The organism is Enterococcus malodoratus (genome assembly GCF_027659535.1).
Lineage (GTDB): Bacteria > Bacillota > Bacilli > Lactobacillales > Enterococcaceae > Enterococcus_A > Enterococcus_A malodoratus.
Window position 1 is genome coordinate 193305 of sequence record NZ_JAQDPG010000005.1, and the last position, 23774, is coordinate 217078.

Annotated in this window: 26 protein-coding genes; 7 read left to right on the forward strand and 19 right to left on the reverse strand. The window is 43.1% G+C overall.

From position 1 onward, the window contains the following. The first annotated feature begins 126 nt into the window (after positions 1-126). The 6 genes from PGP85_RS10090 to PGP85_RS10115 all read left to right on the forward strand — a co-directional run bounded on the left by PGP85_RS10090 (position 127) and on the right by PGP85_RS10115 (position 4795). Positions 127-492: a MerR family transcriptional regulator gene (locus PGP85_RS10090; protein WP_270327359.1), complete on the forward strand. Its 366-nt coding sequence runs from the start codon at positions 127-129 to the stop codon at positions 490-492. 139 nt (positions 493-631) lie between these two features. Beyond that, complete coding sequence (locus PGP85_RS10095) at positions 632-832, forward strand: DUF4177 domain-containing protein (protein WP_270327361.1); 201 nt, start codon at positions 632-634, stop codon at positions 830-832. Positions 833-1104: 272 nt separating this feature from the next. Further along, a complete protein-coding gene (locus PGP85_RS10100) occupies positions 1105-2052 on the forward strand; it encodes an ABC transporter permease (RefSeq protein ID WP_270327362.1) in 948 nt (315 codons plus the stop codon). Continuing rightward, positions 2049-3017 (forward strand): iron chelate uptake ABC transporter family permease subunit, encoded by a 969-nt coding sequence (locus tag PGP85_RS10105; protein ID WP_270327364.1) that lies wholly within the window; start codon positions 2049-2051, stop codon positions 3015-3017. Before PGP85_RS10100 ends, PGP85_RS10105 begins: the two co-directional genes overlap by 4 nt. Beyond that, a complete protein-coding gene (locus PGP85_RS10110) occupies positions 3014-3772 on the forward strand; it encodes an iron ABC transporter ATP-binding protein (RefSeq protein ID WP_090404141.1) in 759 nt (252 codons plus the stop codon). Before PGP85_RS10105 ends, PGP85_RS10110 begins: the two co-directional genes overlap by 4 nt. 57 nt (positions 3773-3829) lie before the next feature. Then, the gene (locus tag PGP85_RS10115) at positions 3830-4795 is read left to right on the forward strand and encodes a siderophore ABC transporter substrate-binding protein (RefSeq protein ID WP_270327365.1); all 966 of its coding nucleotides are present in this window, start codon (positions 3830-3832) and stop codon (positions 4793-4795) included. Between the two features lie 50 nt (positions 4796-4845). Here the strand turns inward: PGP85_RS10115 and PGP85_RS10120 are convergent, their stop codons facing one another. From PGP85_RS10120 to PGP85_RS10155, 8 genes are all read right to left on the reverse strand, one after another. Continuing rightward, positions 4846-5496 (reverse strand): HI_0552 family protein, encoded by a 651-nt coding sequence (locus PGP85_RS10120; protein WP_270327366.1) that lies wholly within the window; start codon positions 5494-5496, stop codon positions 4846-4848. A 125-nt stretch (positions 5497-5621) separates the two neighbouring features. Beyond that, positions 5622-6032: an NAD(+)--rifampin ADP-ribosyltransferase gene (gene arr, locus PGP85_RS10125; protein ID WP_270327368.1), complete on the reverse strand. Its 411-nt coding sequence runs from the start codon at positions 6030-6032 to the stop codon at positions 5622-5624. Between the two features lie 65 nt (positions 6033-6097). After that, a complete protein-coding gene (locus tag PGP85_RS10130; protein ID WP_270327369.1) occupies positions 6098-7639 on the reverse strand; it encodes a WD40/YVTN/BNR-like repeat-containing protein in 1542 nt (513 codons plus the stop codon). Between the two features lie 173 nt (positions 7640-7812). After that, on the reverse strand, positions 7813-8703 hold the full coding sequence (locus tag PGP85_RS10135; protein WP_270327371.1) for a sulfite exporter TauE/SafE family protein: 891 nt from the start codon (positions 8701-8703) through the stop codon (positions 7813-7815). A 181-nt stretch (positions 8704-8884) separates the two neighbouring features. Then, the gene (locus PGP85_RS10140) at positions 8885-9250 is read right to left on the reverse strand and encodes a VOC family protein (protein ID WP_251865556.1); all 366 of its coding nucleotides are present in this window, start codon (positions 9248-9250) and stop codon (positions 8885-8887) included. Further along, positions 9243-9593: an iron chaperone gene (locus PGP85_RS10145; RefSeq protein ID WP_090404130.1), complete on the reverse strand. Its 351-nt coding sequence runs from the start codon at positions 9591-9593 to the stop codon at positions 9243-9245. The genes PGP85_RS10140 and PGP85_RS10145 overlap by 8 nt, the downstream gene beginning before the upstream one ends. A 63-nt stretch (positions 9594-9656) precedes the next feature. Beyond that, a complete protein-coding gene (locus PGP85_RS10150) occupies positions 9657-9965 on the reverse strand; it encodes a hypothetical protein (protein WP_270327377.1) in 309 nt (102 codons plus the stop codon). Further along, positions 9965-10918: a helix-turn-helix domain-containing protein gene (locus tag PGP85_RS10155; protein ID WP_251865552.1), complete on the reverse strand. Its 954-nt coding sequence runs from the start codon at positions 10916-10918 to the stop codon at positions 9965-9967. Before PGP85_RS10155 ends, PGP85_RS10150 begins: the two co-directional genes overlap by 1 nt. Before the next feature lie 145 nt (positions 10919-11063). Between PGP85_RS10155 and proC the strand changes: the two genes are divergently transcribed. Continuing rightward, on the forward strand, positions 11064-11876 hold the full coding sequence (proC, locus tag PGP85_RS10160) for a pyrroline-5-carboxylate reductase (protein WP_270327378.1): 813 nt from the start codon (positions 11064-11066) through the stop codon (positions 11874-11876). 42 nt (positions 11877-11918) lie between these two features. Here the strand turns inward: proC and lpdA are convergent, their stop codons facing one another. The 11 genes from lpdA to PGP85_RS10215 all read right to left on the reverse strand — a co-directional run bounded on the left by lpdA (position 11919) and on the right by PGP85_RS10215 (position 23727). Beyond that, entirely contained in the window at positions 11919-13310 is a 1392-nt protein-coding gene (lpdA, locus tag PGP85_RS10165) for a dihydrolipoyl dehydrogenase (RefSeq protein WP_270327380.1), read from the reverse strand. A gap of 12 nt (positions 13311-13322) precedes the next feature. Next, positions 13323-14540, reverse strand: a complete 1218-nt coding sequence (locus PGP85_RS10170) for a dihydrolipoamide acetyltransferase family protein (protein WP_270327381.1) — start codon at positions 14538-14540, stop codon at positions 13323-13325. Between the two features lie 12 nt (positions 14541-14552). Next, entirely contained in the window at positions 14553-15530 is a 978-nt protein-coding gene (locus PGP85_RS10175; RefSeq protein WP_090404122.1) for an alpha-ketoacid dehydrogenase subunit beta, read from the reverse strand. 119 nt (positions 15531-15649) lie between these two features. Further along, positions 15650-16654, reverse strand: coding sequence for a thiamine pyrophosphate-dependent dehydrogenase E1 component subunit alpha (locus PGP85_RS10180; RefSeq protein WP_090404120.1), 1005 nt, complete (start codon positions 16652-16654; stop codon positions 15650-15652). A 15-nt stretch (positions 16655-16669) separates the two neighbouring features. Continuing rightward, positions 16670-17626 (reverse strand): sugar-binding transcriptional regulator, encoded by a 957-nt coding sequence (locus tag PGP85_RS10185; protein ID WP_010742636.1) that lies wholly within the window; start codon positions 17624-17626, stop codon positions 16670-16672. 627 nt (positions 17627-18253) lie between these two features. Further along, positions 18254-18526: a PTS sugar transporter subunit IIB gene (locus tag PGP85_RS10190; protein ID WP_270327385.1), complete on the reverse strand. Its 273-nt coding sequence runs from the start codon at positions 18524-18526 to the stop codon at positions 18254-18256. Between the two features lie 10 nt (positions 18527-18536). After that, the gene (locus PGP85_RS10195; protein WP_270327386.1) at positions 18537-19274 is read right to left on the reverse strand and encodes an SDR family NAD(P)-dependent oxidoreductase; all 738 of its coding nucleotides are present in this window, start codon (positions 19272-19274) and stop codon (positions 18537-18539) included. Between the two features lie 12 nt (positions 19275-19286). Continuing rightward, complete coding sequence (locus PGP85_RS10200; RefSeq protein ID WP_010742633.1) at positions 19287-19565, reverse strand: PTS sugar transporter subunit IIB; 279 nt, start codon at positions 19563-19565, stop codon at positions 19287-19289. Further along, positions 19558-20970, reverse strand: coding sequence for a PTS galactitol transporter subunit IIC (locus PGP85_RS10205; protein WP_010742632.1), 1413 nt, complete (start codon positions 20968-20970; stop codon positions 19558-19560). The genes PGP85_RS10200 and PGP85_RS10205 overlap by 8 nt, the downstream gene beginning before the upstream one ends. Positions 20971-21128: 158 nt before the next feature. Then, on the reverse strand, positions 21129-21593 hold the full coding sequence (locus tag PGP85_RS10210; RefSeq protein ID WP_010742631.1) for a PTS sugar transporter subunit IIA: 465 nt from the start codon (positions 21591-21593) through the stop codon (positions 21129-21131). After that, positions 21586-23727, reverse strand: coding sequence for a BglG family transcription antiterminator (locus PGP85_RS10215; RefSeq protein WP_010742630.1), 2142 nt, complete (start codon positions 23725-23727; stop codon positions 21586-21588). The genes PGP85_RS10210 and PGP85_RS10215 overlap by 8 nt, the downstream gene beginning before the upstream one ends. Between the last annotated feature and the right edge of the window lie 47 nt (positions 23728-23774).

Here is a 23774-nt window from a genome sequence, read left to right on the forward strand (position 1 = left end):
AGCAGTTCCTGCCTTCTTTATGGTACAGTACTATAAACTATCAAGTAGACTTTATAGCAAGACAGAAATTTTTAGTGTCTGATATTCATAAACTAATTGAAAAATATTTTGTTAAGGAGAAATGGGATGTATAAAATCAGTGAAGTTGCCGAGTTGATCGGCTTCAGCGTTCCGACATTGCGGTATTATGAAGAATTAGGAATTATTACTCCTGCGAAAGATAAAAACGGCTATCGCGAATATAACGAAGCAGATATCGAGTGGCTGCGTTTCATCCATCGCTTAAAGCAAACGGATATGGACCTAAAGACAATCCAAAAGTATTCCCGACTGAGAAGCCAAGGTGATCAAACAATCGAAAAACGAATGAAGCTATTGGCTACACAAAGAAATCGTTTGTTAGCGGAAAAAAGAAAAATTGACGATCATTTAGCCTTTCTGGAAAGTAAACAGGCGACCTATAAAAAACTGCTCGCCGACAGAGACCGCTGATTCTTCAGAAACTATAGTTTCCAATCCATCAAAAAAATCGAGTAATCTCTGCGCTCGCCGCGATTTGCGAAACAATCATTTCAGTTTGCTCCTTCTCCTGCTGGAACAGCTTATAATCATAGAAAAGGAGGAGTTAATAATGTGGGTTTACAATAGCGAGGTTTTAGAGACATCCGTGAAATGGTTTAAGGATAGCGCCAGTGTGGAGGATATGGAGCGGTTAGATGACTTGATCAACAGTCGTGCGGCCGAGGGTTGGGAATTTGTGACACATTCCTATATGGCTAATGTCATCGCAACGAAAAGCGCGATTCTAGTCACCTTTAGAAAAGAAAAATAAAGCTGTATTCGCTAAAGACTGGGGAAAAATACCCAGTCTTTTTTTGTGGTTTTGATTTCTTCAATTCTTCACAAGTATTTACAATAGCTTCTGTTGCCTGCCTCATTGATATAAACCCTATGAGATTAAGTTAATTGGCTGGTCATCACTTTTATTATTGTCATTTTTAATTAAAAAATTGTTTAAAAATAACTTGCATTTGTTTTGTTTTTCACCTAAACTTTATATTTAGAGAGAATGAGAATCATTATCATTTATTAAGGGGTGAGTCATTGAAAAGAAAAGGACTTTTTCTTGTTTTGCTTTTATTAAGCGCTCTCTCTATTTTTATCGGAGTAAAAGATTTGATGGTGCAAGCTCTGCTCCACGGCGATTCGCAGCAATGGCTGATCGTGGCGACCACTCGTCTTCCGCGAACAATCAGCTTGATCTTAGCTGGTGCGACGATGAGCATTTGTGGACTGATTATGCAGCATCTCACTCAAAATAAATTTGTTTCGCCAACAACTGCCGGGACAATGGATAGTGCTCGTCTGGGTATTTTGCTGGTCATGCTTTTCTTGCCTAACGCCTCCACCGCAGCTCGAACGCTTGCGGCGTTTATTTTTGCCTTTTTCGGGACGATGGTTTTCCTAGGCTTAAGCCGCCTGCTTCCAACGAAGGACCCGATCTTTCTGCCGCTGTTAGGCGTAATGTTCGGCAATATCGTGGGTTCTGTGGCTACCTTTTTTGCCTATCAATTTCAATTGATTCAAAACATGTCTTCTTGGCTGCAGGGAAATTTTTCCTTGGTCGCAAAAGGCAGCTATGAGCTGCTCTATCTGACGATCCCGCTATTTTTTATTATTTATTTTTTTGCCTATTTTTTCACAATCGTTGGTTTAGGCGAAGATGTCGCTGTCAACTTGGGTGTCAATTATCGCCTGACTCAAACATTAGGCATCGGTTTAGTGGCTGCGGCTAGCGGATTAGTCCTAATTATGGTGGGAACGGTTCCCTTTTTAGGCGTGATCGTACCGAATATCGTTTCCCTGATCTATGGCGATCACGTAAAACAAAATCTATGGATTACCGCGCTGTGCGGCAGTCTATTTTTAATGGCCTGTGATATTATCTCGCGGATCGTCATCGCGCCGTATGAGGTGCCGGTCAGCTTGACGGTCGGTATTTTAGGCAGTCTGATCTTTATCTATTTATTGGTTAGGAGGAACCGCGCATGAAGTTCTCTCTGCCAAAAAAAGAGCTACTGCTGATTAGTCTTACGATCCTGGCACTGCTCCTATGCGGACTTTATCTGACTTACAACACCTACGGCAACATCCAATTTGCGTTGATGCTGCGAGGGAAAAAAGTAGCTGCCTTCGTGCTGGTCGCCTTGGCAACGGGGATGGCGACAGTCAGTTTCCAATCCATGACCCAAAACCAATTTTTGACGCCAAACATTCTCGGCTTAGACTCCATGTATGTGCTGATTCAAACGATCTTATTTTTTGTCGTTGGCGGAGTCAACATGCTGTCGCAGGAACAGACTTCGATCTTTTTGCTCAGCATTCTATTGATGGCCTTATCAAGTTTGCTATTAGCCAAGGTTTTACTAAAAAGGCGGCAAAATGATCTATTTATTCTGCTGATGCTGGGAATGATCTTCGGGACCCTATTCAGCAGCACCAGCAACTTTTTGCAAGTCATGATGGACCCGAATGAATATGATTTGCTGCAGGGGCGGCTTTTTGCCAGCTTCAGCAATATCAACACTACCCATTTAGGATTGGCTGCCGGAATTATTTTACTAGGCTCCTTCATTTTATTCGCGGTCAATCGCTATTTAGATGTTTTGCATCTAGGTGGGGATCAAGCGACGAACTTAGGTATTTCGCTGAATACGTTCCAGATCCTTCTGCTTTTTTTAGTCAGTCTGCTGACCGGAACAGCGACCGCACTAGTCGGTCCGATCACCTTCTTAGGATTTATCGTTGCGAATATCAGTTACCAGCTGATGCCGACCTATCGCCACAGCTATTTATTTCCAACCGCGATCTTGCTGGGCATTATCTTTTTAGTCGGCAGTCAATTTTTAGTCGAACAAGTTTTCCATTTAAAGACTACGGTCAGCGTCGTTACTCAGTTTTTCGGTGGTCTGTACTTTATCGGGAAAATTATTTATGAAAGGAGGCGGCAAAGATGATCGATCTCAAAGAGGTCTCAAAAAATTACGGTGCAAAGAAGGTCGTTTCCGAAGTCTGTTTGCCAATCAAGGAGGAGCAGCTGACCGCGTTTATCGGACCAAACGGCGCAGGAAAAAGTACCCTGTTGTCGATGATCAGCCGCTTGATCACAATCGACGCGGGACAGATTTATCTCGATCACAACGAGGTCAAGGCTTGGCGTTCTAATGAACTAGCCAAAAAATTATCGATCTTAAAGCAAAGCAACGGCGTGAATCTGCGAATTACGGTTCGTGAGCTGGTCAGCTTTGGACGTTTTCCATATTCGAAAGGCCGTTTGACCAGCATGGATCAAGACTTGATCGACTATGCGCTAGAGAAGCTTGGATTAGTGGAAATGGCGGAAGATCAAATCGATACCTTATCTGGCGGTCAATTGCAGCGGGCATATATCGCGATGATCTTAGCGCAGGACACCGACTATATCCTATTGGATGAACCGCTGAATAATTTGGATATGAATCATTCGGTACAGCTGATGCAGACTCTGCGCCGCTTGGTCGAAGAAGAACATAAAACGATTCTTCTAGTCATTCACGATATCAATTTCGCGGCAAGCTACGCGGACGAGATCGTTGCGATGAAAGCCGGACAGATTTTCGCTCACGGAACAACGAATGAGATGATCCAGCCGCAGATATTGAACGCGCTATACGAAATGGATATCAAAATTTGCGAACTAGACGGCAAACGATTTTGTATGTATTTCAATTAAAAACAGGTATTTAGCCTCAAAATGAAGGCTTTAATTATAAATTAGGGGGAATTAGGAATGAAAAAATATATAGTAGGCTTATCGCTGGTTTTACTTGGTTTAGGATTGGCCGGCTGCGGTTCAACGACGAATGAAAGCAGCAGTGATTCATCCGGCAAAGCGGCAACAAGCAGCACCGTTAAGGATGAAACACTCGAAGTGAAGGACTCCAACGGCAAGGTGACCGTACCAAAGAATCCGAAGAAGGTCGTCGTTTTCGATAATGGCTCTTTGGATACCTTGGATGCTTTAGGGGTTGGTGATACAATCGTCGGCGCAGCAACGGATAACTTGCCCGCTTATCTAAAAGAATACAAAAAAGTAGACTCCGCTGGCGGAATCAAAGAACCGGATCTAGAAAAGATCAATCAAATGAAACCAGATTTGATCATTATTTCCGGTCGTCAAAGCGATTTTCTAGATCAATTAAAAGAGATCGCACCAACGATGTACCTAGCAGTAGATACTTCAAATACATGGAACTCAATCAAACAAAATGTTGAAACACTAGGCCAAATCTTCGGCAAAGAAAAAGCAGCTAAAAAGCAATTAGCCGAATTAGAGACCAGCATCAAAGAAACCAAAGCAAAAGCGGAAGAAAGCAAAGACAAAGCTTTGACTGTCTTGGTCAATGAGGGACAATTGTCTACGTATGGCAAGGATTCACGCTTCGGAATCGTTTATGATACCTTTGGTTTTGCGGAAGCCGATGATGCCATCAAGGCCTCTACCCATGGTCAAAGTGTTTCTTATGAATATGTTTTAGATAAAAATCCGGATGTTCTCTTCGTCGTCGATCGGACGAAGGCAATCGGCGGAGACGACAGCAACAACAATGTTGCCGACAATGAGTTAGTCGCTCAAACGACCGCCGGCAAAAACAAAAAGGTCATCTCGCTGCAGCCAGATGTTTGGTACCTAAGCGGCGGCGGATTAGAATCCGTTAAAATGATGCTGGATGACGTCAACAAAGCCTTTGAATAATAGAAAAAAGCCTTGATCTCAAATTGATCAAGGCTTTTTCTTTCGTTCGACTAATTTAACGCAAAATACAAAGGCGCAAGTTCTTCCAACGTCTGTCGTATGACTTGTTCCGTATTTGGTATGCTGGTTTCTTTGAAAAATAATTTCCCCAATTGAAAACTGCGACCCTGCATCGCCTTCATCAGCTTTTCTGGCTGTGCACCATCTGCCAGAAATTCAGCCAGCGGAAGATGGTCCGCTAATTCATGTTCGACCTGCGGCCAGATATAGTAATCCTTGATATCTATACCCTTACGCCACTCATTTAGCATGGCCAACAGGGTATTATACTCCGTTAAACTTCCTGCTCGTTCTTCGCTTTTATAATGCTGAAACATCAAATACACTTGAAGCTGCTTCTTGTTCAGCAGCACCGCCAGACAGGCATTTTGATTCTCATGCTGCGGATCACGATAGGCACTCCAAAAATGATTGCGCAAATTCCAGCCGTTGGTCCAGCTTTCAATCTTTGGTTTTTCCATCCGATATTCTTTCGGCAGCGACTTTGCGACCGCTTGCTGCAACGCTTTCCACTTTTGCCAGTGCGCTTGATAGTCGTGCTTAATCTGTTCGATTTCTTCACTGGAATACTGTTCCTTTAATTGCTTAAAGGCAAATGACTTCCGATCAAACAATTGGAAATCATCGCTTGCTACTTCCATAACCTCGCCTCTTCTCATTCACTCGTTCTTATTGTAATCAGCTATTATGATTTATTCAAACGAAGTCCCTCTACAAAAAGACACCTTCTCGTTGGAAGAAGGTGTCTCGAAATCAATTAAATTTCCTATTCGTTGATGGCCTCGATTCCTTGCTGCTTCATCTTTTCGAGATGCTCCAGCATCGTTTGCACCTGTTCCAACGAATGTCCCTTCCAGTTCGGTACTTCACCGACTATTTTCAGTGGCTGCCGCGTTCGATACGACCGCGTAGGATTCCCAGGAAATTTTTTATCCGTCAAGTTAGGATCATTTTCGAAGATTCCTGTCGGTTCGACTTGATAGATTCGCTGCGGCTTGTCTCCCAATGCTAATTCTGCGCCCCAGATCGCTGCCTCCAATGTCGCCGAAAAATAAACAAAATTCGCTTTGGCTTGTTTGCCATAATTGGAATTTTTGCCCGCTTCAAGCAAATCCCCTGCGTTCAACTCAGCTTTTGTCCCATGGTAGAACGGACCCTCATCCAATACTTCCTTCATCGAATCACTCCATTACCGTTTTTCTGTAACTGAGTAGTTTAACAGCAACCATGCTGCATGTAAAATTATTCGGTCGGCTTCACTTCCGACAGCTGCTCCGCAAACTGCCACGTCTCACCATTATCGGAAGAACGATACAGGCAGGCGAACATCTTGCCCTGATCAATGCCAGCAATTTTCACTAGATAGAATTTCGCTTCTAGTTGGCCTGTACCAATCTGAGTAACTTCATTAGGCGATTGGAAAATATCTAACCCCCCAGTTTGATATTCTTTCGGAATTGTTACAACTGCAACTTTCAACGTCTTTCCACCATTATTTGTATAATAAATCTTCTCTCGTGTCGAAACAAAACCCAACATTGGGTCGATGAAGCTAATGTTTTGGACAGGTTGATATACACCAGCACGATTACCGGGATACCAAGTTTTTCCGTAGTCCATAGTCTGATAAACTTCTACTCCTTCAGCAGAATTGACACTTCCTATATTTGAATATACTAAAACCCCACTACCATTAGCAAAAAATTGTGCTTTACGATAACGTATTCCACGAACATTTTCTGATACGAGCGATTTTTGCCACGTTTTTCCATTGTCATGAGAAGCCAAAAAATACAGCTTTACATCATCTTCAGAATAAATGAACCAAGAGAAATCCGGCGAAACATTGTACGTTTTATCCATCCAGTAACCCATCGGTATTTCACCGCTAGTTAATAAATATCTACCTGTACGCATCCATTCAGGCTTCAGCGGGACGAATGACCATGATCCACCACCATCAGTCGTCATATAAAGTTCATGGGTTTCATTATTGAAGTCCAATTGATTGACTTGGTTTATCTGCCTATTCGGTGCTGTCCCCTGCTGAATCAGTAAATCGTCACTAGACAGCATTGTTTCACTGGAGGAGGTCGAAACCGTTCTTCCTGGTGAATCACCATCAAGAAGATGGTGTTGGTTCCTTCTGCTCTGAGCGATGGTTCCTGCTACTCCAGCAAAAAACAAGCAAATGATTAGAACAACCCATTTACGATTGATTTTTGAGTTTTTCGAAGAAGGTAACGTTATTGATATTGGTTCATCAACCAGAACAAATAATTGCAAAGAAGAAAAACCAAAAAATATTTTCTGATTTCCCAAATAAATCTTCTCTTCATCCATTGTAATCAGCAGTTCAACACAGTTTTCCTTCAATAACCGAATCTTCAGCTTTTCTGATTGTTCCGCTAAATAATAAGAATCATCATCTTGATAAATAATTGGATATCTTTCTGTTTTCTGAACACATCGTACTAAAAAGCGTTGGAACGATCTCCGCAGAACAATTCCCTGAATCAAATTAATGCTAAATAAAAACACTGCCAATACTGCGATTAGAATTCCCAAAACCGCTGAACCATGCAACCAATAATTGCTATCGGTCGTTCCGCCCTGCCCATGTAGATGTTGATAAGCAAAACTTCCAATCACAAAAAAAACTACACAGACGGCAACTATGTATAGAAAAGCAGAAATCAGATTTTGGTGACGATTTTTTTGTGCTTGCCGATATATCGGCTCTGCCGCCGAAAGCAATTCGATGATTAATAACTCCTGATCCATAATTTCTCCTGTCAAATAGCCCATTTCACTCATTATCTGCCATAACACAACCAATGAACAGGAATTTTTTGCTAAAAAATTTATAAAAAATGAATAACAAAATCGCATCAATATTAAAGTTTTGTACAAAAGTTAGGTAATTTTCCCCGAAAAAAAAAGCCTAGAGAATTTCTCTAAGACTTTTTCAAATTACCTGAAAATTCGTGCATCCCTTTACGGATATAAGTGAAGCCTGAATAAAGAACCACTGCGATCACGACCCAAGTCAATACGTTCATGTTTAAGCCAGTAACGAAGCGGGTTGCAACGATCACTCCAAGAATCCCGCCGACTGTAATCGCCAAGCTGACTTTCCGAGAATAATCGCCAGATTTAATGAAGTTTGTTCCAGCAACCGGCATCAGACCGGCACATGAAGCCATCATGATGGGAAAAGCGACCAAAGGACTCAGACCTAACATGTAAACCATCGCCATACAAGGTGCATACAGCCCAACACCGATCGTCATCAAAGCACCCAAAATAAAGTTGCCGACGATACCGATGATCAATTTTATTCCAGTCAAACTAGTTAAATGATTGCCCGTTCCCAATAGATCAAGTAAGCCCAATTGTTTCAATGCCATCAGTGCCGCAGTGATGATCAATGCGATCCCCATGTAAAATTGCACTTTTTTCTCAGGCAGTTTGCTGACCGTTTTTGATCCGATGTATGAACCCACGATCGCTGCGAGTACTAATGAGAATAGTGTTAACGGTGCTACTTTTACTACTGTGATAAAAATAAATGCTTCAATAATTACCGGAACCGTGTGTGAAACATTCAACGTTCCTGGCAATTGACGGTCGTTGTCCAATTGTTTAGTCGTTTCTAACAACATCGTCGTCGGCGCAAAGCTCCCGATCCCCAACGTATCCATCGCATCTGTAATAAAACCAATCACACCAGAAATAAGAAAGTTCCCGCCGCCCCAGTTTCCGCGTTCTGCGATCAAATCGCGAACAAAATAAAAAAGATAATAAACCAATAGAACCGCTAGCAGTCCCAACAAAATTTGTACCATACTTTTTCTCCTCTAAATAAATTAATCAATGAAAGCTCTTTTTCCTTTTAAGATAATACAACAATTCACAAGTATTTTGACTTAAATCCACTAACAGTTTGATGATAGCCGTCCAATAATCATTAGAGGATTCTATGAGTTTTCTCCAAAAGCAAAAAAATAACCTTCAATTACTTGAAGGTCATTCACTCAAAACAAAATAATTATTTTCGGGATCCGCGAAATTAAACAGCCGTTTCCCGCCTTGCTCCATAATCGGATTGACTTTAGGACTAAGCTTTTGCAGCTGCCCATGATATTGCTCTAAGTCCGAAACCTTCAATAATAGTGAAGGGAAATTATCCACCACTTCTGGAGAAACACGTTTAATAAAATTACGATCAAACAAAACCATCTGCACTGAATCAAATAACTCAACTGTGACTTGCAGCGATTCATCCGGCATCGTTTGCTGAGAGACGATCTTTCCGCCTAATCCTTCTTGCCAAAAGGCCGCTGAACCGGCGACATCATCGACATACAGCATGATCTCAATCCCTTTAAGCATTTTTCTCCACCACCTCTTTCAGACGAAAACGAACCATCTCTTTGATCAAGTCGACCGGTAGTTCTTTCTTATAAGGAATCTGCAAGGCGCCTTTTGAGGTTTTATACTCTTTCAATTGTTCATGGAAAGCAGTCATCGCACTCGGAGTTGGATAAAAACCTAAATGTTTCTTCATCGCGCCAAAGTGAACTAGATTCTCCGTTAAATAAAATGTCGGCATTCCGTATGAAAGTTTTTCCGTTGTTTCTACCGGGACCATTTCTTTGATGACTTGATAAATTTCTTTCAACATTGGCTGCTGGTCTTTTTCAGCCTCGTTGATATATTGTTCTATCGGTGACATCGCTTCACACCCTTTTTTCTTTTTAGTCTAGCGGAAATCGCTGAAAAGGTATACAAACTTGCTCTACTCATCCTTCAGCATATCGCCTAAAGAAAAACCATCGAAGGTCTCACCATCATAATACTTCAGCAGCTGATCGGCCGTTAATAATGAAGAGGTCATCTCTTCTTCCTTATCTTCCACCTGGTTCAACGCGGCATATTCTTGATACTGCTCCGCCAATTGGCGGTACATCGCTTTTTTCGAGGCCCCTTCTCCGACAAGAAAAGGCAGTTCCTTAATGTGTCCACGATAGAGCGGCAAATCATTCACCCATTCAATTGGCTGTTCCACGACGGTTAGCTGAACCTCGGCAAAAATATCTTCATACATTAGTTTTCTTCCTCTCGCATTTTTCGGTACTGACGCGGCGTAACGCCTTCGATCTGTTTGAACCGCTTATAAAAAAAGGCTTTATCTTTATAGCCTAAGCGCTCCACGATCGCCTGAGCAGTCAGATCCGTCTGTTCCAAATATTGTTTACAACGTTCAATTTTGCGTAATAAGACGATTTCTGTGAAGGAGTGCCCCGTCTTTTCCTTCAACAAACTCGATAAATAATTCGGGTGAAAATGGAATTTCCGCGCAACCTCCTCCAACGTCACCTGCTCCAAACGCGCATCGATATACGCCAACAGCTCTTCTGTCAGTTGTCCATTCGATACAAAATTATCTTTGGCAATCAAGCGTTCCGGCTCCGCCTGACTGATCTCGACAATTAAAAGTACAAACGCCGATTTGGTGACCTTATTGTTAAAGTACGCCATCTTGACAACTTGTTTTAACAGCAGCAGCGTATAAAAATGAACATCCGTCACCGCCGCAAAATCATAAATCAAATAGCGGCTGATTCCCCTGAACTCCTCACTCAACGCCTCCACAAAGAAACGATACAGCTGCGGCTCTTCGAAGAATTGACCCAGCAGCGACTCCGTGAAATAGCCCGGCTTGAAATAGAATGCGATCACTTCAGCTTCGGCATCGCCGTTATAAGAAAGCTTCGTAGCCGCATTCGTTAAAATCAGCCCACCCGCACTCAAACAACTTTCCGAGCCATCGATCGCAACTCTGACAGACCCCTTCATAATATACAGCATTCGAATAAAATCGGACGGGACCTCAATCAGGTCCGTCGTTTCTCTAGTCACAAAAGCGGCGATCTCCCGGCGTGGGTTCTCGGAAAAATGCTGAACCTCGCCAATCATTTGCCCATCATCGCCTAGATAACAATCCAGCGTTTTTAAAAATTGATAGAAGCTGGCATATTGTACTGCTGTAACATCCATTTTCTCACCACCTTAGAATCGAACACTTTATTCTTTATCTACACTATTTTAAATAAGTCTCTATCAGCATATAATTTCTTTATTGATTGTATCACCTTTTGAAAATTAATACATTTGATTCAAACACTTATAAGGAGGATTTACTATGAAAATTGGTTTTATCGGTGCTGGAAATATGGCATCCGCAATCGTTGAAGGAATTGTTCAGAAAGGATTCAGCAACCCGGAGGACATCTATTTATATGATATTTCAACAGAGAAGGTTCAAGCCTTCGCTGAAAAAGTTGGGGCTCACGCGTTGAATGATCCCCAAGAGGTCATCAAAACAGTCGATACATTGATCTTGGCAGTCAAACCAAATGTCATCAAGGGAGTATTGCTGGAAGCCAAAGACGCCATCTTGCAAAATGATCCATTGATCGTCTCGATCGCTGCTGGAACCAGTACAGAAGCCATCTATGACGTCTTTGAAACCGATCAGCCAATTCGAATCGTCCGCGTAATGCCGAACATGAACGCAATGGTCGGCGAAGGTGCTGCCGCCGTATGCGGAAATGTCAGCGCAACGAAGGAAGATCTCGCAACGATCATCGATCTATTTAATGCAGTCGGCAAAGCTTGGCCATTAGAAGAAAAATATTTCTCGATCTTCACAGCGATCGCTGGGAGCTCGCCTGCTTATACATTCTTATTTATCGATTCCATCGCTCGAGCTGCGGTGAAGAACGGCTTACCAAAAGACATCGCTCTGGAAATGGCGACCCAAGCTGTTCTAGGCAGTGCAGAAACATTAGCTCACAGTAAAGAAAATCCGTGGACCTTAATCGATCGTGTAAGTTCACCGGGTGGAACGACCGTCGCCGGAATCGTGGAATTAGAAGACAACGCCTTTATCTCAACCGTGATCAAAGGTATTGATGCAACGATCCGAAAAGACGAAGAGTTAGGAAAGAAATAGCAAAAGAAGGTTATGCCTGATAATCGGCATAACCTTCTTTTTTTACATATGAATCGGCATTCCCAACCCGACTTCACAGGCATCCATCACCATTTCAGATAGTGTTGGATGACCATGGATCGTCAGAGAAATATCTTCCAGCGTCAGATAGGATTCGATCGCCAAAGTGATCTCAGCCACTAAATCACTTGCGTTGACTCCGACAATCTGAGCACCTAAGATTAATTCCGTTTCCGCTTCAAAGACTAAACGAACAAAGCCTTCCGTTGCATTCAAGGATAAGGCACGTCCATTGGCTTGCATCGGGAAATTCGCTGTCTTAGCCTTGATCCCCGCCGCTTTCGCCTCCGCCAACGTATATCCGACTGTCGCCACTTCTGGATCGGTGAAGCAAATTGCTGGAATCGCACGATAATCTTTCGCAACATTCTTGCCGCCGATCACTTCTGCCGCTACTTTCGCTTCATAGCTGGCTTTATGAGCCAATGCTAGACCGGGAACGATATCGCCGATAGCAAAAATAGTTTTCTGTGATGTGCGGTATTGCTCATCCACTTGAATCAAGCCGCGTTCTGCCAGCTTGACGCCCGCTTTTTCCAATCCTAAGTTTTCGGTATTCGGTCTGCGGCCGACTGTTACCATCACGTAATCCGCTTCGATCGTTTGCGTCTTCCCTTTGACTTCAAACTCTACCGCTACCCCATTCGCTGTCTCGGTCGCTTTTTTAGCTTTCGCACTGGTAAAGATCTCTACCCCGTTTTGCTTGAACTTTTTCGCAACCAATTGTTGAATGTCGCTTTCAAAATTCGGAACGATGTTTTCCGCTCCTTCAATGATCGTTACTTCTGATCCTAGATTGCGATACGCGCCGCCCAGCTCAGAGCCAACGATTCCGCCGCCGATAATAATCAGCTTCTTCGGAATTTCCTTCAAATTCAAACCGCCAGTAGAATCTACTACACGGCCGCCAAAGGCAAAACCGGGAATCTCGATTGGACGACTGCCGGTAGCGATAATCGCATGCTTAAACTGCAATTTCTCTTCGCCTTTGCTAGTGGTGATCGTTAGATTTTGCGGACCCGTAAATTGCGCCCGTCCCATAATCACCTCAGCGCCATTCCTCTTCAACAGCATTGCGACACCTGAAGTCAGCGTTTTAACGACCTTTTGATCTTTCCATTGCTGAGTCTTCGTAAAATCCAACTGAGCATCTTTGACACTTAATCCAAGGAAGTCAGAATGCTGCGCCTCTTGGTAACGATGTCCAGCCGTGATCAACGCTTTTGAAGGAATGCAGCCAACATTTAAGCACACTCCGCCGATATGTTCAGCTTCTACTACGGTCACCTTTTGTCCTAATTGTGCGGCACGGATCGCCGCTACATAGCCGCCCGGTCCTGCACCAATTACGACTGTATCTGTCTTTTTCGTCATACTCAGCCTCCTCTACAGCAACAAGCTCATTGGATTTTCTAACAAGTCAACGATCATACTTAAGAATGCCGCCGCTGGAGCGCCGTCAGCAACCCGATGATCAAAAGAAAGACATAGATTCAATGCGGTGATTGTTGTGACTTGTGAGCCTTCCGGTGTATCTGCAACAACCAATTTATCATAGCTTCCGCCGACGCCTAGAATCGCAACTTCCGGTAAGTTGATGATTGGATTGAAGGTTTGAACTTTACTGCGGCCTAACGAACTAATTGTAAAAGTGCCGCCGCTCATTTCGGCTGGCATCAATTGACCATCCCGCGCTTTTTTCGTCACTGCTTTTACAGCTGCGGTCAAATCACTTAAGCCTTTTTGATCTGCTTGCTCTACGACCGGTACGACTAATCCATCAGAAACCGCGACTGCCACACCAAGGTTTACATGATCAAAACGTTTGATTCCTTCAGCATAGGCATTAGCATTGAATTCTGGATAAGCCTTTAGGGCTACCATTGCTGCTTTTGCGATTATTTCCAAGAAGGATAGCCGTTCGTCCGTGCGTTCTTCTACCATCGGCAGCAATTGTTTACGCAGCTCGATTACTTTGGTTAGATCGACTTCGGCATTCATCGTGACATGCGGGATCGTGTGCTTGCTTTCCGACATCTTGTCTGCGATAGCTTTGCGCATACCGCTCCAAGGAATTAGCTCGCCTTCCGCTGCTTTTGGTGCCGCAGCTACTGTCGGCTCTTGATATTCCTTCACGTCCAGTGCTTGAATCCGGCCTTTCGGTCCAGAACCTTGTACTTTCTGCAAATTGATCCCTTTTTCGCGGGCAATGCGGCGAGCCGCTGGTGTTGCGCGAACTTTTGTCGTTGTTACAGTTGTTTCTTCGTTGGATTCTGTTGGTTCCGCGACTTCTGCTACTTCTTCAGCTTCCGTTTCCTCCGCTGCTTCTGCTTCAGCACCCGGCATCTCCGCAGGAACGTCTTCCCCGGCCTCACCAATATAGGCAATCACGGAATTCACCGGTGCACTATCTCCGTCGCCGATATATTTTTTGAGTAAAATTCCTTCATCATAGGCTTCCGCTTCGATCGCGATTTTGTCGGTCATGACTTCAAAAATCGCTTCTCCGACCTCGACGGAATCGCCTTCATTTTTTAGCCAAGTTGTGATCGTTCCGACATCCATCGTCGAACTTAACTTTGGCATCAATACTTCATTCGCCATCTCTATCCCCCCTTATGCCATTAATCCGCGACAAGCGTCAACGATATCCTCTACCTGAGGAACTGCTTTTTTCTCAAGCTCTGGGTGATACGGCATCGGGATTTCTTTACCTGCTAAACGGATGATCGGTGCATCTAAGAAATCAAAGCATTCTTCTTCTGCAATCACACTGGCTAATTCAGCGCTGAAGCCGCTGCGTTTCACTGCTTCCGTCACCACGACTGCTTTCCCCGTTTTAACAACCGAATCAATGATTGTCTGCTTATCCAGTGGTACCAATGTGCGTGGATCGACAACTTCGATTTGAATGCCTTCTTCTGCCAAAATATCGGCGGCTTCCAACGCTTTGTGCACCATGATTCCAGTCGCTACGACAGAAATATCCGAGCCATCTCGTTTGATGTCTGCCACACCAATCGGAATCGTGTATTTTCCTTCCGGCACATCAGAGCTCGTCCGGTAGCAAAGCTTGTGCTCATAAAACATGACAGGATTATTGTCTTCAATCGCCGCATGCAGCAAACCTTTTGCATCATAGGCGGTCGCCGGTTGAATGACTTTCAAGCCAGGTACGTGTGCCGTCCAGTTTTCTAAACTCTGCGAGTGCTGTGCCGCTGCACCGGTTCCCGAACCTCCCGGCGTGCGCATCACCAATGGAATCTTCGCCTTCCCGCCGTACATGTATCTGATTTTTGCTGCTTGGTTAACGATCTGATCCAACGCGATCGTCACAAAATCCGAGAACTGAATCTCAAAAATCGGACGCATCCCTGTCATTGCTGAACCGACAGCCGCTCCAGCGATCACTGATTCAGAGATCGGCGTGGAACGAACCCGTTCTTCACCAAATTCTTCTACCATGCCGCGACTCACACCGAAAGCGCCACCATAAACGCCGATGTCTTCGCCTAACATGAAAATATCTTCATCTTCTCGCATCGCTTCAGACATTGCTTCTCTGACCGCTTCTGCGTATGTGATTTCTCTCATTTTTTTCGCTCCTCCTATTTCGTACTCAAGTATTTATTTTTCAAAAGAAAAATAAGTTCGCCTCTCACCACGCGTACTATCCGCTGACTTGCTCAAGCAGACAGTAAAGCTGGCGGCTATTAATCCGAATAAACATCTTCGTACATACTTTCGGTCGCCGGCATCGGACTTTCTTCCGCAAAAGTAACCGCATCTTCAATCGCTTGTTTAGCAGCTATGCGAAGCTCTTCTGCTTCCTCTTCGGTAAAAATCCCCGCCGCCACAAATTTTTCACGCGCCAATTTGATCGGGTCGCGGTTCTTGCGCCAATCTTCTTCCTCTTCCTTCGTACGGTATTTCTTCGCGTCAGATTTTGAATGACCTTTCCAACGATAAGTCATCGCTTCGATCAATGTCGGACCTTCACCGCGCCGTGCTTTTTCGACGGCATCATAGGTTGTATTGATAACTTCAATAATGTCATTTCCTTCGATTGTAATGCCTTCGATTCCATACGCTTTCGCCCGTTCAGATAAACGTTCAACATTCATCATTGTTTTAAACGGTCCGCTCATCCCGTATTGATTGTTTTCAATAAAGAAGACTACCGGCAAGTCCCAAATAGAAGCCAAATTCAATGATTCATGGAAACTTCCCTCATTTGTAGAACCATCGCCTGCATACGCCAACGCCACTGTATCATTTTTCTTCAATTTTGAAGTCAACGCCGCGCCTGTTGCGATTGGAAATCCGCCGCCGACAATCCCGTTAGCGCCAAGGTTTCCTGTATCTAAATCGGCGATATGCATCGATCCGCCTTTACCATTGTTGGTTCCCGTCGTCCGGCCAAATAATTCCGCCATCATTTCGTTGATATTCGTTCCTTTAGCGATCGTTTGCCCATGCCCGCGGTGCGTCGCAGTGATCCAGTCCGTTTTTCTTAAGACCGCGCCGCTGCCTGCCGCCGTAGACTCTTGTCCTACTGCCAAGTGAGTCGTTCCGTGGATCAGACCCTTTGCAAATAATTGGTCGACTTTTTCATCAAAGTAACGAATTTCCCACATTCTGCGGTAAAGCTCTACCAAGTTTTCATCCGTCAAACCTGCTCGATTTGGAATCGAGATGTTTTTCGTTGCTGCCATCATTTATGCGCCTCCATTTTATTTATCTTCATCTAGTAACGTCTTCGCTGTCTCTTCATCAGTGATCAAAACATTGACTAATTTCCCATTTAACGCTGCCCGTATGCCACTGACTTTTTCTTTGCCGCCAGATACACCGATCCTTTTTGGGATCTGCTTCAACTCTTTCAAACTGATCGCCAAAACTCGATCATTCCATGTACAATCTGTTAGCTCGCCCTCCTCATCAATAAAGTTGTAACAAATATCTCCCGATACATTACCAGCAGATAATTCCTTTCTTAGTGGTACTTCTTCATTTGGCAAATATGCTTTTGTCATGGTGGAATAGGCTGGCAGCCCTCCGATCCCGACTAATGCGATATCTGCTTTTTTCCCTTTATCAAAAACGTTTTTAATAAACGACTGTGCCATAAAAACTTTTTTTGCCTCCGCAGAATCCACTGTAATCGGCGCGTGTAGTTCTAATACTGAGCCGCCGCTCTTGCGGGCAAAAATTTCACAGACCACGTTGGCTTGCAACGCTGTATGTTCTTGACCTAAACCGCCAACCAATGGAATAAATCGGATATTTTCCATTTGATTTTTCGGTAAAAAATTCTGAGCAGCCTCGTGAACTACCATCCCGGCGGAGACACCGATTGTTTCATCGCCTTTTAAAATCCGCGATAAGTATTTTCCAGCAGCGATACCGATACGTTTGTTCAACATTTCGGCTGCCGCAGGTGCGATACAGATCACCTCTGTCAACCCAAATTTCTCGATCAGCTTTTCCTCCAGCAAACGATAAGGATGAACTAAATCATCATGAATAATAATTTCTACTAACCCTAGAGAACGTGCCTTCGCCAAATATTTAGAGACCAGCGAGCGACTGATATTAAACTTTTTTGCGACTTCTGATTGTTTGGCTCCCTCTTCGTAATACATTGAAGCGATTTCTGTCAGTAATCGTGCGTCGTCGGAATAACTCATTTTTATTCCCTCCTAGTTTCTGCGAATGAACTTATTTAGTTCGCTGTTACCATATGTTCCTTTATTTAACATATGTCACACTGTCATCATAAGAGGCATCGCCCTAAGTGTCAACGCTTTCAGCAAATGATTTCATTCACAAGCCCATCTTTACAGAATGTTCCAACCACGCGATTCCCGTAACAAATGTTACGCCGTTTCACATACTCTAAAATATCTCTTTGATTTACCCGCGAAAAAAATATCATAGTAAAAATCATTTATTATTGGGATCTTACTAACAGACCAATAAGGAGGATTTTCACTATGACGTTTCCAAGTTCTATACAATTTCTGTTAGAAGCCGGAGTATATCCAAATTTTATTTTGCGGCAATACTCTTTTTTCTCTACTCTTTAGTAGGACTTATCCTTGTAGAAACTCACAGTCTCTCCCTATTTCTTATACCCATCATAAGCAATTCAAGCCCCTGTTTAAAGGCATCCTTTTTTCATCATTAATCATGAAAGAACGAATCGAGCGATGCCGTTTTTTATATAGAGGATAAAATTTTGAGCAAGCATAAGGCCATTGATTTTTTCCCTCTGCACGAAGCAAAAGCATTCAATCAGTGGCTCTTATGCATTCTTAGATTTTCTCCATTAGCCGTTGGCAGCATGCATCCATGTTGAATTTCGTAATGAAGGGTGTCCCATCGATAATCGGCCGCTCCGTAGTAAATTGGGGCTGCCCAATGGCGACGATCGCTGAGATATCCTCAGCTACTTCCGTTACGTCATAGATACTTTCACCAACCACCGCGACCTCCACGTCATTGTCTCGCATAAAGGTTTCAATATAATTCACCGCAAACTTCCGCTTGTTGTCTGAAGTTCCGGTAACGACTAAAATTTTCTTCATAGCTTCTCCTTTAATAAGTTCGTCCGCCATCCGCTAAAATAATCTGTCCATGAATATAAGAGCTATCCGGTCCTGCTAAAAACAATGCGAGATTCGCTATGTCTTCTGGTTGACCGATTCGCCGCAGCGGAATTTTTTTCAATAATTCCTCACGACTCGCCTCATCTGGGTAAAGGGTATCTAATATATCGGTTTGAATGACCCGTGGAGCAATCGCATTGACATTGATACCCCGCGGTCCAAATTCTTTCGAAGCCGCTCGCATCAATCCGTGCTGCCCAGCTTTCGAAGAAGCATAATGCATACCGCCCCCCGTTCCAGTAATCGCTGAACCGGAAGTAATAAAGATGACCTTTCCTGCATTATCGGCAAAATGATCACAAAAAGCCTTTAACGTATAAAAGGAACCATCCAGGTTGATATGCAATACGCGCTGCCATTCCTCAATCGAAATCTCATCGATAGAATGCAAATAGCTGATTCCCGCGTTGATCACCAGAATATCCACTCGTTGAAACTTTTCTAAAACTTGTTCGCTTGCCCGCTTTAATGACTCCGGATCTGAAACATCTGTTTTGATGAAGACTGATTCTGAGAAATCAGCGGAAAGCTCCGCGGCCGTTTGTTTCCCACTTTTTTCGTCGAAATCTAAAATTACTGTATGAGCTCCTGCGATTGCAAATTTCTTCGCAATCGCTTTGCCGATCCCTTTAGCCGCACCAGTAACTACTGCAACTTTTCCTTTCATGGGTCCGCTCCTTTAACTCAAAATATCAACAATCTTTTGCACATCTTCTTCAATCCCAATTCCCGTCAAAAAAGATAGTGCGCGAATCACGGGAATATCATCACTTTCATACGCCGTTGTGGTCACAACCAAATCGGCACCATGAATTTTTGATGGCAGCTCGGCCACCTTGCACTGTTCCACTGTTGCTGGAATATTATTTTTTTCCAGTTCTTCTTTTACTCGCATGCAAACGACCGTTGATGTCGCCACACCTGTTCCGCAAGCAATCAAAATATGTTTTTTATTCATTCATCTCAGCTCCCTTGATTGTGTTGTCGGAATCACCTTTCCCGGTAGGCAATCCATATTGCTTTTTAATGTCATTCCGCGTCCAGAACCACAATGCGCCGTACATAACTAAAGCAATAGCTCCTGCCATAAAGGCCGGTAGATTCGATGGATCAATCAGTTTGAGCATAATCCATAACGTAATGTGGCTGCTCATGTCGATTCCTGAAATCATCGTTGCCCCTTCAGGAAAGGCGAAACCTACTGCATGAGCCATTGTTGTTGTCAGCGCCCCCAAATTCGTTGCGATGAAGAAAACAATACAAACGGATACAATCGAATTCAGCAAGCCTCTAAAAATATTGCCCTTCGATGCCGCTACTGACCAAATAACTGTAAACGGCAATACGGCTAAATCGGCAAATGGCAACAGACGGTTAAATGGTAGAATTGCTGCCAATAAAATCGTGATTGGTACCATCAGCAACGCTACCGTGATAATCGCTGGATGTGCCGTTACGACCGCCGCATCTAAACCAATGTACACCTCTTTTCCTGGGAAACGTTTTTGGATAAATGCTTTAGCGCCTTCGGCAATCGGAGATAACCCTTCCATCAATAACGCAACCATTCTCGGCATCAAGATCATGACCGCTGAGGTTTGAACCCCTAATTGAATAATTGCCTGAGAATCATAACCGGCCAGCAAGCCCATTCCGACCCCTAATACCAGCCCGATCATCATTGGCTCGCCAAAAATTCCCAATCGTTCCTTTAAATTCTTCGCATTAATATCGATTTTGTTGATACCTGGAACTTTATCCCAGACACGATTCAGCGCATAGGTCAGCGGCGCGAAGTTTACCGTCTCTCCATGCGGCAGCGAAATGCCCGGCAATCCAAAGAAGTGTTCTACTGCTGGCGCTGTCCAATCTGCCAGTTTGAAAATGACGAAGGTGTTGATCAAAGAACAAATGATGGCGATCCAAATCGAATTTGTCGCATAATAGATCATCGCTCCTGGAAAAATCAGATGCCAATAATTCCACAGATCCACGTCCATCGTTTTCGTTAAGTTAAATCGCAGCAAGATCATATTAAAAATAAAAATGACTGGAATCAAAATAACTGCGATCGGTGTTGCGAACGTAATTGCCGCTCCAATCGGCCAACCCACGTCTAAAATATCTAATTGCAAACCTAAGCGTTCAATCATTGCCTGAGAGGATGCCCCAATCGAATCCGAAAGCAAGCCAATCACTAGATTCAAACCAGTAAAACCGATCCCGACAGTTAAACCAGCTCGAAAAGATTTACTTAACTTTTGCCCTAAAACTAAACCAAAGACGGTCAAAATAATTGGCAGCATTGCCGCCGCACCTAGATCCAAGATATAATTTACCCCTGCTTTAAGTATATCTAACATAGTTTTTTCTCCTTTTTTTGTATGAATGAATTTCCCCAAAACGAGAAAATTCTCTTATGTCCATCTGTCTGACCTTCCTTTATGATCCCTAACATTTTTATTGCTGTCTCTCACGTTTTTCTGATCCTAATTTTTGGAACAAGAGGAACCGCCAACCTTTAATGTATGGTTTTCAGCAGCGCCTCCACCTCAACAACCTTCTCTTTTGATTTTAGTAACTGTAAATTTTTTTCATCCTGACACAAGAGCATCAATTTCTGCAGCATGACCAATTGATCCTCCGGCCGTTTAATTGCCAACATAAAAATAAGTTCGACATCAAGGAAAACATCCTTACTGGCCATCATCTCAAACGCAATCGGCCGTTCTAACACCCCCACTAAAAACCCTTCTTTTTTTACATGGATCGAATCCGTATGCGGGATCGCTACATGAATCCCTTGGGTCGGCAATCCCGTCGGAAAGACTCGTTCCCGCTCAATCACCGCATTTTTGTAGCTTTCGTGAACAAAACCCGCTTCAATCAGCACTTCGCTCATCTTAGCCAGCAGTGTTTCTTGCTCCTGTTCATCAAATGCATAATACAGAAATTTTTGATTTTCATTACTCAGTAGTTTATTCATAAGGAAACCCCATCACTTTATCTTCTAATTTTCTTAACTGAACCATTACCGCTTGTTCGGAACGACACTGATCCATTATTTCTAAAAAATTCTCCGTTGCTAAGATTTCAGTAAAATAATATAGACAGGTCCCGATCGAAACACCCTCCGGCAAAGAGAAAGCGATTACATATTTTACTGGATCATTTTTCTGATGATTGAAATTTATCGGCTGGGCTAAACGAACAAAACTAGCCCCGATCTTTTTTGCACCATGCGAAAATTCCGCATGTGGAATCGCCACTCCTGGTGAAATAACGATATACGAATCATTTTCGACGACCATTTGGATCATTCCTTGGATATATTCAGCTGTAATCAAATCATCCATCAGCAATAATTGTCCCGCCTCTTCAATTGCTGCTTGCCAATTCTCACAAGGCTGGTCCAATTTAATTCGTTCGACAGTCAAGATCGACGTCAAACGACTCACTTCTTGTGCCTCGACTGTTAAGCGCTCATTCAAGCGATTAAACGATTCGATATCGCTTAAAAAATTTTGATATTCGCCTTCATCGATATATTTCTGAATGATCGGCAAGAAATTTTCAATCATCGATTCTTCTTTAGTGATCAAGTATTCCTGATCAATGAAGTGGCGCGGCTTGATCTTGTACAACGCTTTTTGAATTCGCACAATATCTTGCTCTGTTAAGATCGGATTTACTAAAACCACCGGCGACTGATCAAACTTCAAAGGAACCGTGCTGACGATTAAATCTTGATCAGCTGGCCGCACCTTTTGCAGCGCGTGAGAGGAGTCAACAGAAATCACCGAGATCTGAGGAAACGCCGATAGTAGTTTCACTTTGATCAGTTGAGCGGTCCCGCTGCCTGAATTGCAAACAATTCGCAAGCGGACCTGACCTTTTGACTGGGTATTGCTTCTGTTTTCCAGAATGGCCATCGCGTACATGACGATAAAGGATAGCTCATTCGGTTGAATCTCAAGTCCCAAGCAGGCTTCGATCTCCCGCAAATTTCGTTTTACTATTTCAAACATTTCCGGATACGACTGATAAATTTCATCAAACAAAACATTGACGACACTGTCGTTTAAAGAAAGACGATAAATCAACAATTTCAAATGATTTTCCAACAGATCAAATAAATCGCTGTTCAAGTAATATTTGATATCCATCTCTTTCGCCAAGTTAAAAATAAACTCATTGATCAAGATTTGAATTTCGATGGAATCGATTTTGCGTCCATTATTTTTGATGTAGCTTTTTCTGCGTAAAATCGAGGTCAAGTAGCCTAATTCTCCTTCGGCGGCCTCAATAGAATAAGCTTCTTCAATTTTTTTGATGATCGTTTTAGCAAAGCTCGATTTTGAACTCTCCAGCATTTTATTTAAACTTTCAGAGAATTCAATATAGTGATTAAATTTGATTCGTTCGATCAAAATGATCAAGTAGCAGATCATCTCTTGATAAGAGAAATCAGATAATTGCAGGTTCTCTTCCTTTTCCGCCTCCATCAGCAGCTGGCTGACCATTTGATAACGATTGTCTGAATCAATAATGTCCAATAAGAGATTTTGAAAAATATTGTTTTCCCAGCCTAGAGCATAATCATAGCCGTAATCAAACAGCCCATTGAAAATGATTAGTTTCGTCATGGCCTTTCGAATCTTTATTTCATCGCCAGCGACTTTGTAGCCTTTTCCAATGTGGGACAACAGAATCAAATCATTTTTGGCAAACCATTTTTTTAATTCCTCGATATCACTGACTAGCGTATTGCGGCTAACTAAGAGGTATTCAGAGAGATAGTACGTTGTCACATAATCATGACTGGTGATCAGAAGCAAAGCTAGTATGGTTCGCCGTTCATCGAGAGTTAAATGATAGTGTTGAAATGATGCGTAGGTTTTGAATAACTCCTTTAAATCAACCTCCTCCGGTATTTGTAAACACCCATCTTCTAAATAGATTCCTCTATTGCCATTACTGCTTTCCAATTGAAAGTTGATTTCTTTGACGTCATTGCGAATCGTTTGTTCGGAGACCTTAAATAATTTTGCATAATTGGCCAATGAATCTTCTTTCTCATGCAAAATATCCAATAAAATTTTATTGATCCTTCTGTTCATCACTATCACCTCTACACATTTAATTGTATCTTGCCCCTATTATTTCA